Here is a 12,975-nt window from a genome sequence, read left to right as displayed (position 1 = left end):
ATTTCAACCTTAGAGTTACTAACTTTTTAAAAGTTAGTAACTCTTTAATCTCTGGCTAACCTTTTCGCCAAGCCCAATTTTAATTCCTGAATCCCTTGCACAACCAAGCCTGCAACCTGCTTTGCCCCCGCCGGACTCAAATGGGTATCATCTTTTTTCCCCTGCGGATAATTTACATGCCCTGAGTCGACATGATTAAATAACTTTATCGACCCTGCATCGCCCAGACGGGTTAACAAGCTTTCGGTTTTAACCAACATGTCAATAAGCGGAACTTTTAGCGAATCGGCTACTTGTCGCGTAATTTTTGGATAATCGCCATGCGAATCGATGAGTACTCCATCTTTAAAGGTTCTTCTCGAAATCGGCGTAAGCAAAACCGGAATTGCTTTTTTACTTCTCGTTTCGTTGACATAATTAATAAGGTTGACTTTAAAATTAGCTAAGGAAACGCCAACTGCGGGTTTATCAACTTTTTCATCGTTATGGCCAAACTCAATAAAAACATAGTCGCCTTTTTTCAGGTTGTCGAAAATGGGTTGCCAACGTCCCTCCGCCCGAAATGATTTGGTACTTCTTCCATTGAGCGCCCTGTTATCTACTTTAACGTCGCTATTAAAAAACGCCTGTAACTCCATACCCCAACCTGTTTCGGGATATGCCTTTGCTTCTTTGTTCGCCGCTGTAGAATCGCCAATAATGTAAAGCGATGTTTGCTTTTTTTGGTTGGAGAATGAGAATAAAGCCACAAGAATTATGGCAGCAGTTGTTTTGTAGATTGTAGTTTTCATATCAGATTACTAAAGAAGTCAAGTTTTAAAAACTTGACTTCTTTTTAATTACTTTTACGGCGTCATTGCGAGGCACGAAGCAATCCCTAGTCTATTAGCACGGAAACTTGTGAGCCCGCCGACGCTCATGTTTTAGGCTTGTGCAGGTTTGAAGCCATGTCTTCATCGCCTGCGGATTCTTCACTGCCTGACCGTCCCAATGCTATTTAGTTAAGCTGTCTAAGGCGCTAACTATGAACGGTCGTCATCCTCAGCTTGACTGGGGATCTTAATGCTAAAGCTTTAAGATTCCCGCCTGCGCGGGAATGACGACCGCCTTAAACACGTCACTTGATATTGATATTTTGTTAAAAATTACCCCCTCAGGATGACAGCGTTTAGACTGTCATCTCAATTCCTTCATTCTTTTCAAAAATTGACCTATGAGGATGACGACCGTTCAGATCCGATAGCTTTCGGATGACAGCGTTATATTAAGGCTTCCAGCCATCACCAAATATATTTTCAATTGTATAACTCCCCGCTTCCTTGGCTGTTAACTGCTTCGCCCAAGGCAATCTTGTTTTTGGAGATGCACCTGCACCAACGTTTTTATATTCTGCATAAAAAACCGTTTTTTCCTTATCAGGAAACATCAAATCTCCTTTCCACGGATTCCATCCTGCAGGTGAAATATGTTTTCCCAAATCGCAATTGATGAACACCGTTTTTGCATACGGTCGCCATGGTCGACCCAGTGCAACTTTACTCACAGAAGAATCGGCTACAATTTTACAGCCTAAAAATACGAAGCCAAATTTTTGATTTTTGGATGTAGACGCCGCCGTAATGTAAGAATCTGACAAGCTTTTAATGGTACAACCCTGAAACACTGCAGTGGCAGTACCGAAGATAAAATCGGTTGTTCCTTCGATAAAACAATTTTGATAAAACTGTCGGCTGTTTTCCGTGGCAGCGTAAAGCGTATCTTGGTTGCCTAAAAGATTACAATTTAGCGCTACAAAACGATCGCCTTCAACATGCAGTGCTACCGCTTGTCCCACTCGGCCCGCCGTGTTCGAAATGGTTAAATTCTCTAGTTTAACATCATTTGCCTGCACCAGTAAGGTGTACGACGTAAAGGTTGAAAATTTATCTTTCCCGAAGGCATCCTTGTTGGCCGGGATTGGCTTTCCCGAATAATCATCGAATGTAATAATTGTATTTGTTTTGTCCTCACCTATCAAGCTAATCTTGGTTTTCCATGATGGAATGGCAATCTTTTCTTTATAAATGCCTGCCTTGATCAATATTTTCACTTCTTTTTCGCCTAAATCGCGAACGGAATTGATGGCTTCCTGAATGGTTTTATAGTTACCCCCTCCGTCTTGAGACACGGTAATCTCTGCCGGATATTTTGGGTCTTGCGCCCGGGCATTAGAAAAGATGAATGCAAAAATAAAGAAAGTAATTTTAAGATAGGTTGATGGTTTCATTGCATTATTAAGAGGTTTTTCATTTTTTTATTGGTTTGTCATCCGATAGCTATCGGATTCTCGGGAAAGAATCTGTTCGCCATTTTGCACTGCTCTACGCTCATGCAATCCCTTTTTCGACGAATCGTCATTGCGAGGCCGGGTTTGTGCGAGCTGAAGCAATCTGATTTACGAAATGAGATTGCTTCGTGCCTCGCAATGACGATCTTTCTTATTTCTTCATTGGTAGCTTGATTAAGTAAATCTCTAAGCGATGAAATATAGAACGCTAAAAACCCACTGTCTTCAAAACTTGCCATTCCAACCTCTTGTCTTTCCTAAAACTGACGTCTAAGCATTATGACCACTCCTGTAAAGACTCACAAAACACCCACTTCGACTACGCTCAGTGTGACATACCGTTTAGTAATATTGTTGGAATAAATTTCAACAAAAAAGGGCAGAAACCTGCCCTTTTTAATATTTAAGTTACAATCTCCACCTCGGATCGCCTGCGGTGGATTTCCCCGCAAAGCCATCATCTTTTATTTTAAAGTTTTTGGTAGCCGGAGCCGTGAACAAAGCTGTGCTTGCACCGGCATAGGCGGTAATACCGGGAATAGGATTGGCCGTAAACACCACATCGCTGGTTTGATAGTTGTTGGCTACCGTTGGCGCTGTTGCAGTTCTCATGCCTCTGGCTGTTGCCGCTGGTGATAGTGTTTTGGCTACGATATTATTTTTAAATGAAAACCCGCCCGATATGGTTTGTGCGTTGTAATCGATAAAATACCTCGCATCGCCCACCACGTTATAAAAAGTGTTATTTTCTATCGTCACGGTTTGAGATGGGGCCTGATTGTGCAAGATTAAACCATAGCCAATATTCGAAAACGTGTTGTTGGTTAATGTGATATTATTGATTTTACCCGTAGCCACGTTCGAATTGATGAATGCATAGTTTCCTCCGCCCGGGCCTGCATCGGCGATGCTGATGTTATCGATTATGCAATTATTTACAATGAATTTATTCAATGTAATTGCTGCAGACCCTTGCATGCGCATCGGCGTGTTAACGAAGTTGCGAATGTTGCAGTTTTCGAAAGAAACCTCATCAAAGGTAGACGCTGTACTTTGGTTAATTACATATTGGCGTCGGGTTGTAGTTTCATTGCCCAATGCATACGCATTAACGTCGACATTTTCGAAATGCAGCTTACCGCCAGTAACAGGCAAAATAATTTGTGTAAAGGAAACAATCGGTTTTACCGCAGCAACCTCACCAATAATGCTAATATCGATGCCCGCCGGTAAGGTGAAAGCCAGATCGGCATTGTATTTCGATCCTTCCAAAATTACAAACCTCGTGCTCTTTGTAGCTGCTTGTATCATTGCAGCCAAATCGTCGGTTGCTGCTACAATAACAACATCGGCGCCTGTAGGCAACTCTGCTGGTGTGGTAAAAGTTTTGGTTCCCCTCACCGTTCCGTTTAAGAGCAAGGTTGCCGTGTACGTGGTTTTTGGTGTTAAACCCGTTAGTGTTATCGCTCCGGCGGTAATTTCGGCTGGTGTAACGGCTCTGGTTATATTGCCCGGATTTAGCGTAATGGTTGTTGCATTTTCGCCAGCGGGGAAATTTAAGGTTACCGTTCTCGAGCCGAGTTTATCAGCGGTAATATCCTGAAAAATTTGCTCAGGCTCAGTTTTTATCGCCACACTAACATATTTTGAATCATCAACGCCCTCGCCCGATGCTTTAACTCTGATATAATACTGCGTATCGCCTGCCAGCCCCGTAACTGTGTATGGCACTTGCGTAAAAGCGATGTCTTTAACGGTTTTCACGGCTGTGCCCGAAAAATCTGTCGTTGTAAAAACCTCTACGGTGTATGTTTTGGCATTATTAACCGCTTTCCATGTCAACCTTACCCCAGTTTTGTTAACTACCGTTGCAGTAAGCCCTGTTGGAGAAAAAGCCCGGTCCACTTCAAGGTTGGTAATCTCCTCCAAATTATTGTCCTTACATCCCGAGAAACTAATCAGGGTTACCAGAAAGAAAATGTAACTGTACAATCTATTCTTGTTCATTACAATGCTATTATAAGTTCAAATTTTTATTATTTAACAATCCGTTAGAAGAATCTAAAAACACCTGCCATATTGGCCAAACTTGTTGTGCATTCGGATCTTTTACGGCAAGTGCATCCCAAAAGGTTGATGCATCACCCGTCGAAACCATTGTCCACGTTTTACTCGAGGTGTAACCCAGCGCCACACCCTGCGCATCGGTATCTCCGAAATTCAACCCGTAAATGTCGACGGTTTCCCCGTTTGCAGCCGTTTTATAATAAATTTTGGCTGGAAGATTTGCGTATTTACCTTGTCTGTTTTCGAGCTGCTGTAATTTAATTTTCGCCTCGGCTATTTTTGTACCCAAAAGGTTCCAACGAATCAAGTCGCCCTTTCTGAGCATCTCGCCAGTAAATTCTAAAGCCCTTTCGTTAACAATTGCATTAAAGAACGCTGCTTTCGAAGCGGTTGCCGTGGTCATAAAAGCGGTAACCTTGGCGGCATCGTTAGGAAAAGCACGATCGCGGATCATTTTCAAATACGGTGCCGCAGCTGCAGGCCCATCCAGTTCGTTAACGGCCTCCGCAGCCATTAAAACCACGTCGGCATAACGCATGTACATCCAGTTTAAACCATCATCATTGGTAGATGTTACTCTTCTTTTCATCCATTCGTAACGATACTTACCGAAATACAAACGGCCTAGGCTCGATGGCACTTGATATCCACCAGTTTCACCCGTTCCGCCATCCCATTCGTAAGGCACCACGGTAACGCTTCTCCTTACGTCTCCCGGCTCATATTCGTACAACATAATCGGGTTCGGTCCGTTCGTTCCGCCTTTATTTTGTCCGGTATATTTATCGGTTTTTAAGTGCTTTACGCCAAGGTCGAAAATTACCCTTCCCCTGCCTTCGCTAAATGGAATTTCCCACATCGATTCTAAGCCCGCCTGTCCGGCTTCCTCATTCAGCTTTCTAAACACTTCTTCAAACCCCAATAATCTCAATTTATTGCTGTTGATAATATCCAGACATTCTGTTTTTGCAATGGCGTACATTTTAGCAGGAGCCAAATCAGGATCGGTACTTAAGTGTACGGTTCCATCGAGGCGTTGTGCATAACCGCCCGCGGCAAGCGCCAAACGTGCCCTTAACCCTTTAGCAAAGGCCTTGTTTACACGCTCTACATTGCTGGTTGTGGCATTATCGTTCGGCCATGGCAAATAACCCGCTGCTTCATCTAAATCGGCCAGTAGCTGTTTGTAAATTACATCTCTATCGCTTCGGGGCAGATAAGTGGTTGCCGTAGTAATGGGCTCAAAACGGGCCGGTACATCGCCCCAACCTTTAATTAAATCGTTATACAGCACGGCCCTTAAAGTGAGTATTTCGCCAAGTATTTGCGCCATTTGGGCGTTGCTTTCTACCTTGCCATAAGTCCTTATACCGCGTATGGCCAAATTTGCCCGCTCAATGCCCTCGTAAAACTTTGCCCAGGCATTGTTATCGGTATTCATTTGCCCGTTGTTTACATTGGCGTTGTAATTAGATAACCGCGATTTGTCATCGCCGGTTGCCTTTAAGCTGTTACTTACCTCGGTATCGTTGTTAATTCCGTAATAAACCAAAAAACGACCGCGATAGGAGTTGGTCTCGCCAAACGATTGGATAATGCCTGCAATGGCGCCTTCGGCCAGCCCCGGGGTAGAGAAAATTACAGATTCATCAAGCGATGACTTTGTTGGGGCATCGAGCACCTTTTTACAGCTCGTTACCAAAGTAAGGCCGGTAAGGATGAATAATGTATATATTACTTTTTTCATTTCTTTGAAATTAAAATTGTAGCCTAAAAATTAACATTTAAACCAAATACAAACGATTTGCTTTTTGGATAAGCCGAATAATCTACACCGGGCGTTAGGTTTGTTCTGCGCCTGGTCGAAACCTCGGGATCAAAGCCTGTATAATCTGTTAGCAGCCATAAATTATATGCCGAGGCATAAAGGCGCAGCTTTTTCATTTTAAGTTTGCTCGAAATTCTTGCCGGCAACGTATAGCCCAGCGTTAAGGTAGATAAACGTAAAAACGATCCATCTTCTACCGCCCAATCGCTCAGCACAAAGGTTTTCATGTATGGCGACCATAAAGTGGTATTGGCATTCATGGCAGCAAGCTCGGTTGGGTCGTTGCTGAGCGTTCCATCAGCACGAAGGTTCGTCCAGCGGTTGCCCGATTCCATGATCGAGAGCATGTTTCGAGAGCTGTATTTACTGGTTGAGGTGTATTCGATTTTATTGGCATTGTACACATCGTTTCCGTAGCTCCAGTTAAAGTAGGCGCCAATATCGAAGCCGTAAATTCTCGAATTGACAGAAAATCCTCCGGTATTTAGCGGATTTGCATTGCCGATAACGGTACGGTCTGATAAATCAATTTTGCCATCACCAGAGAGATCTTCGATTTTCATTGTTCCCGGCCTGATGGTGCCTAAAAACTCAGAACCATTTACGATGCCCGGCTTTAACGTCCACGTGTTTGTTGTCGCATTATAGCCAGTAAAATCCGACACTTCGTATCTGCCGGCGTTGCGGTAACCGTAAATTCTGCCCACTGAAGCGCCTTCCTCTACTAAATAATCGACATTGATCTCCGTTGAAGCCCAGCCGGATGTGCCGTTGATGTTTTTAATTGCACCTAACGAAATTATTTTATTTCTGTTGAAGTTGATGTTTGCAGAAAATGATAAATCGAAATTCGTCTTTCTGATCGCGTTCCAGTTCAGCGAGAATTCGAGCCCCTTATTCTGCGTTTCGCCGATGTTGCGGTATTGAAAATCGTAACCTGTACCAGCAACTGGGAATTGAAGCAACAAATCTTTTGTTCGGTTTAGATAAGCATCAATAGTACCGGTAACTTTTGCATCGAACAAAGTAAAATCCAAACCTAAATTTTTGGTAACGGTGGTTTCCCATTTCAAATCGGGATTGGCCATCGTTTTAGAGGCTGCCCAATAGTTGTTAAAGCCATTTACCCAAGTGGTAACCGAATTTTGGAAGGTTTGGTTCATCTGTCCCGGCGGGATATTGTTATTTCCGGCAGTACCATAACTGGCCCTCAACTTTAAATCGCTAAGCCACGATTTTGTGCCCTGCATAAACTCTTCCTGAGAAATGCGCCAGGCGGCAGAAACTGATGGGAAATAACCCCATTGATTGCCCGGCGAGAATTTCGACGAACCATCGGCCCTAAAAGTTGCACTGATTAAGTACTTGCCCAGGTAATCGTAGTTTGCCCGTCCGAAAAATGAAAGCAATTTATCATCAGGCGAAAAATTGTTATCAATCGAATTGGCTTTTCCTTGCGTAGATAATTTTCTAGCATCCTGAAAACCGAATGACTCTGGAAACCCGTGAACCACGTTTGTTAAAATGTCCAGTTCAGTTTTTATAAATTCCTGCCCAAGCAAAGCAGTTAGGTTGTGGTCTTTACCTAAAATTTTACTAAAATTATAGTTTAACGTGTTGGTATTTCTGAAACTGTTTCTATTGGAATTGGTAAGAATAAGGGCCGGAAGGTTTTGATTTTCGGCCGAGGGCACATTTCGCACGTAATAGGTTGTTGTACCATAAAAACGATCCTGATCGTTCCGGTAGCCATCGTAACCGACCTCCGTGCGGAGCCTTAAATTATCAATAATATCCCAGCTAACCGCACCATTTAGGTTATAGGTTTTACGTTGGATATATTGGTCGTTATCAGAAATAGAAATTAAAGGACTGTATAAGTTAAACTCGTCGTCGGTTTCGGTCGTAGTGGTTAAGCCCGGTACGGGGAATGGCGGATAAATCATCGCATTTTTGAGGCGAGAATCGGCCGACGAAACCTCGTTTTGTTCGTTTGCACCGCCGCCTTTAATTTTTGTGTTGGCATATCTAAACCCGAAATCGAGGGTCAGCCTATCGTATAATTTATGGTTGAGCTTAAAATTTACATTCTGCCTTTCAAAATCAGAAAGTTGCATAATCGCTTTGTCCTTTACATAACTATGGCTAAGGCTATATTTGGTTTTTTCGCCGCCGCCACTAATGTTCAGGTTCTGGTTGAATGTAGTTCCCGTACGGCCAAAAACAATTTCCTGCCAATCGTTTGTCGGCACATTTCCATACAGATCGATATCTTGATAGTTGCCAAAGTACTGCGTGTAATCAATTGGCGAGTTATCTAACAACGAACGTTCGTACTGCCAGGTAACATAATCAAGGGGAGATAAAACATCTAACTTGTTCGCTAAATTTTTAACGCCCGTAAAAACATTGTAGGCAATTGTTGTTTTGCCATCTTTACTGTTCTTTGTTGTTACCAAAATTACCCCGTTTGCACCCCGCGAACCATAAATAGCCGTCGATGATGCATCCTTTAAAATGTCTATCGTTTCAATATCCTGCGGTGCAATATCAGCAATTGAAGCCACCGGAAATCCATCTACAATATACAGCGGAGAATTGTCGCCGGTAATAGAGCCACCGCCCCTTACCCTAACTACCATTTCTGCATCGGGAGAACCTTCGGTTGAAGCGATATTAACCCCAGCAACACGGCCTTGAATGGCTTCCAACGCTGATGAAACGGGCGCCGCTGCAATTACATCGGCCCCAACAGATGATACTGCACCCGTTAAATCTTTCTTCCGTACTACGCCGTAACCCACATTTACCGTAACCTCCTGCAAGGTATTTGCATCTTCTTCTAAGGTTAAATCCAATTTGGATTGGTCCGTTACGCCGATAGTTTTCGTTTTATATCCGATGTAGGTAAAGGTAAGAACAGCACCTTTTGAGGGAATGCTGATTTTAAAAACACCGTTTCCGTCGGTGCTGGCGCCGGTTTTCGAATCTTTAATGGTAATGCTAACGCCAACTAAAGGTTGCCCGTCGGCTTTATCTTTTATTGTTCCGGTAAGCTGTCTGTTTTGTGCTTTTACTACAGACGAACCAAAAAAAGAGAGAAATGCCAATAAGAGTAAAACTCTGCTCATAGTGATTGATTTATTTGTTGATTGAATGATTTATAGGGTGAACTCAGAAGATAATTCTATGTCGCGGTGATAAGGGTTGATTATATTTGGTTAGGTTGATTAAACAATTTTACAAACTAAAAATGGATTGGAATCGATTTTAACCAAAAAACTGTGCAAACGTTCCCAAAAACGTAGTTTTAACGTTTATTAATATTGTGATCAAAACCATCAAAAGAGATATTTTTCGTAACTTGTACGCATCCCCTGAAAGATGAGATTTGAAACTTCTACCATAAAAGATATTGCTAAAGCACTGGGCCTGTCTACCTCGACAGTTTCGAGGGCTTTAAGAGACCGTTACGAAATTAGTGAAGAAACAAAAAAGCTCGTTTTGGCGTATGCTGAGAAGGTAAATTACAGGGCCAACCCCATTGCCCGAAGTTTAAAGGAACGCCGAAGCTACTCGATCGGGATCATCGTTAGCGAAATTGCCAACAACTTTTTTTCGCAGGTAATTAACGGCATCGAGTCGATTGCCTACGACAAGGATTATCATGTAATTATTTCTCAAAGCCACGAATCGTACAAACAGGAAAAGCTGAACGTTGAGCATCTGGCATCGAGATCGATTGACGGCTTGTTGATTGCCTTATCATCAGAAACGCAAGACATCGATTACCTCCGCGATTTGTATGGCAAAGGTTTGCCCATCGTTTTTTTCGATCGTGTGCCCGAAGATTTTGAAACCCACAAAGTAATTGCCAATAATTTTAAAGGCGCTTTTGATGCCACAGAACATTTGATTTTATCGGGAAAGCGGAAAATTGCGCACTTAACCAATTCAGAGAATCTTTCTATTACAAAGGAGCGCTTAAAAGGATACCAGGCGGCTCTGGCCAAATATCATATCGAATTTAACCCCGATTTGGTGAAATATTGCCAACATGGGGGCATGCATAGCGCCGAACTCGAGCAAGCGGTTAAAGCACTGATACCGCTCAGCCCCGATGGTATTTTTATTGCCAGCGACAGACTTACCACGGGCTGTATTATGGCCCTAAAGAAAACAAACCCCGAGGTTGCCCATAAAATTGCAATTGCCGGTTTTACCAATTCGAGCGTTGTCGAACTGTTTTCGCCCTCGCTAACCTCAGTAAAGCAACCCGCTTTTGAAATGGGGCAGGTGGCTACAGAATTGCTGATTTCGATGATTGAAGCCAAACGACCAGTAACAGAATTTGAAACAAAGGTTTTGGATACTGAACTCGTGAGGAAACAAAAGAGTTTGGGCAACAGGTTTTTGTAGGAAATGGTTAACTGTTGGAATTGTTTAATTGTTTGAATTGTTTCTGTCATCCGATAGTTATCCTTACACGCTATCAATGGACAGCTTCTACGAACGGTCGTCATTGCGAGGAACGAAGCAATCTCTTTCCGTTAATCAGATTGCTTCAGCTGAGTTTATCTTGAGCGTAGTCGAAAGGCACAAGCCCGGCTTCGCAATGACGTTGGTTTGCAACTCACTGTTTTAAAAGCCTCTACATGAACGGTCGTCATCCTCAGCTTGACTGGGGATCCTAATGCTAATGCTGCTGCTCTCGCTTTAAGATTCCCGCCTGCGCGGGAAAGACGGCAAGAATAATGGTGATCGGATAACTATTTAGCTCATACTTGATTTTATGCCTAAACTCTTTCTTATAATGACAACTGAAGAGCTTAACTTAATAGCATTCCTGCCCGTCCGGTCAGGCGGGCGTGCCTCGCAATGAGGTTGGTTTGCAACTCACTGTTTTAAAAGCCTCTACATGAACGGTCGTCATCCTCAGCTTGGCTGGGGATCCTAATGCTAATGCTGCTGCTCTCGCTTTAAGATTCCCGCCTGCGGGAAAGACGGCAAGAATAATAAACGTCACTTTATATTGATTTTTTTCCAAAAATTAAAACTCAGAATTGCCGCCCATAAACCACAGACTTTAGACTCAAGACTTCAGACTAGAGACTAAATCACTACCTTTGCATCATGGTAGAAATCTCATTAAAAAAGGGTAAAGAGAAAGCAGCATTACAAAGGCATCCGTGGGTATTTTCTGGTGCTTTAGAAAAAGTAAAAGGGAAACCCGAAGATGGGGAAGTGGTAAAGGTTTTTGCCTTTGACAAGGAGTTTCTAGCCTATGGTTATTACAATAGCAATTCGCGGGTTGCGGTGCGTTTGCTAGAATGGGATGAAAACCAAACAATAGGTAAAGATTGGTACGAAAACCGATTGAAACAGGCCATTGCCGCCCGCCAACCGATTTTAAATAGTGAAACGAATACCTGCCGTTTAGTGTTCAGCGAAGCTGATTTTCTGCCCGGATTAATCGTGGATAAATATGCCGATTTTCTTTCCCTACAGATTTTGAGCACAGGAATTGAAAGGGAAAAATCGACCATTGTTGAGATTTTAAAAGCAGAATTACAGCCGAAAGGGATTTTTGATAAAAGCGATGCCACCGCTCGTACACACGAAGGACTGCCAATAGAAAACGGCTTGCTTTGGGGCGAAAACCCACCCGAGTTTTTGGAAGTTAAAGAAAACGGAATTGCCTATAATATCAACATTGCCGAGGGACAAAAATCAGGCTTCTATTGCGACCAACGCGATAACAGAAAGATTTTGGCCAGTTACGCAAAAGGTAAAAAAGTGTTGGATTGCTTTAGTTACAGCGGCGGCTTTAGCTTAAACTGTTTGGCCAACGATGCGGCGAATGTTACCAGCGTAGATAGCTCTAACCTTGCTGTAGAAACGTTAAAACAGAACGTGGAACTGAATAAGTTCGATGCAAATAAGGTTACTGCCATACAATCTGACGTAAATAAACAACTAAGGGCTTTTAAAGAATCCGGAGAATTATTCGACGTCATTGTGCTCGATCCGCCAAAATATGCACCATCGCGTTCGGCTTTGGATCGGGCGGCAAGAGCATATAAAGATTTGAACCGTTTGGGCATGCTCTTACTCGAAAAAGGCGGATTGCTGGCTACGTTTTCGTGTTCAGGTGCTGTTGATATTGAAACCTTTAAGCAGATTATCGCCTGGGCCGCCTTAGATGCTGGCAAAGAGGTACAGATAATTAAGCAGTTCTGCCAACCAGAAGATCACCCTGTTAGAATTTCGTTCTCAGAAGGCGAATATTTGAAAGGTCTATTGTTGAGGGTTTTGTAAGGAAGTCCGAGGTCGGAAAGGCCTAAGTCCGAAGTATCGTCATTTCGAACGAGGAACGAGGAGAAATCTGTAACCCAAGTAGGGGAGTTCCTCGCTTGTGCCTATCCAATTATTCATTCAGAATGCCTTCCGTGGCAACGCATGCATCAAAAGATCGTCATTTCGAGCTTAGCCGAGAAATCTGTAACCCAAGATGCACGAAAAGAAGTGCTACGACAAAGTGTTGGGCCTATCTTGGCATCAACTATGAACGGTCGTCATCCTCAGCTTGGCTGGGGATCTTAAAGCTAGGGGTTTGCGCCCGCTATTAACCGAGATCGTCGTAGCGGGACGCTACCAATGCTATTAAGTTAAGGATAAAACCCCCATCTGGCGCAAGCGTCTCGCTTTTGCCTATCCAATTATTCATTCAGAATGCCTCCGTGGCAACCCCAAT

7 protein-coding genes are annotated in these 12,975 nt (G+C 43.1%); 2 read left to right on the top strand and 5 right to left on the bottom strand.

From position 1 onward, the window contains the following. Nucleotides 1–44 precede the first annotated feature (44 nt). The 5 genes from IZT61_RS14180 to IZT61_RS14160 all read right to left on the bottom strand — a co-directional run bounded on the left by IZT61_RS14180 (nt 45) and on the right by IZT61_RS14160 (nt 9,352). Nucleotides 45–791 carry a rhamnogalacturonan acetylesterase gene (locus IZT61_RS14180; protein WP_196097573.1) on the bottom strand — a complete coding sequence of 249 codons (747 nt, stop codon included), beginning with the start codon at nt 789–791 and terminating at the stop codon, nt 45–47. Nucleotides 792–1,264: 473 nt separating this feature from the next. Next, nucleotides 1,265–2,266 carry a pectinesterase family protein gene (locus IZT61_RS14175; protein ID WP_196097571.1) on the bottom strand — a complete coding sequence of 334 codons (1,002 nt, stop codon included), beginning with the start codon at nt 2,264–2,266 and terminating at the stop codon, nt 1,265–1,267. A 468-nt stretch (nt 2,267–2,734) separates the two neighbouring features. Then, nucleotides 2,735–4,333, bottom strand: coding sequence for a DUF5123 domain-containing protein (locus IZT61_RS14170; RefSeq protein WP_196097570.1), 1,599 nt, complete (start codon nt 4,331–4,333; stop codon nt 2,735–2,737). A 10-nt stretch (nt 4,334–4,343) separates the two neighbouring features. Then, nucleotides 4,344–6,140 carry a RagB/SusD family nutrient uptake outer membrane protein gene (locus IZT61_RS14165; protein ID WP_196097568.1) on the bottom strand — a complete coding sequence of 599 codons (1,797 nt, stop codon included), beginning with the start codon at nt 6,138–6,140 and terminating at the stop codon, nt 4,344–4,346. A gap of 23 nt (nt 6,141–6,163) precedes the next feature. Then, the gene (locus tag IZT61_RS14160; RefSeq protein WP_196097566.1) at nt 6,164–9,352 is read right to left on the bottom strand and encodes a SusC/RagA family TonB-linked outer membrane protein; all 3,189 of its coding nucleotides are present in this window, start codon (nt 9,350–9,352) and stop codon (nt 6,164–6,166) included. Between the two features lie 253 nt (nt 9,353–9,605). On the opposite strand from IZT61_RS14160, the gene IZT61_RS14155 reads away from it, so the two are divergent. Together IZT61_RS14155 and IZT61_RS14150 are read left to right on the top strand one after the other, a co-directional pair. Then, a complete protein-coding gene (locus IZT61_RS14155; protein ID WP_196097564.1) occupies nt 9,606–10,640 on the top strand; it encodes a LacI family DNA-binding transcriptional regulator in 1,035 nt (344 codons plus the stop codon). A gap of 714 nt (nt 10,641–11,354) precedes the next feature. Further along, nucleotides 11,355–12,539 (top strand): class I SAM-dependent rRNA methyltransferase, encoded by a 1,185-nt coding sequence (locus tag IZT61_RS14150; protein WP_196097562.1) that lies wholly within the window; start codon nt 11,355–11,357, stop codon nt 12,537–12,539. The last annotated feature ends 436 nt before the right edge of the window (nt 12,540–12,975 follow it).

It is taken from the genome of Pedobacter endophyticus (assembly GCF_015679185.1).
Lineage (GTDB): Bacteria > Bacteroidota > Bacteroidia > Sphingobacteriales > Sphingobacteriaceae > Pedobacter > Pedobacter endophyticus.
The sequence above is the reverse complement of the archived record's forward strand: the minus strand, read 5'-3'. Positions and strand labels throughout refer to the sequence as shown.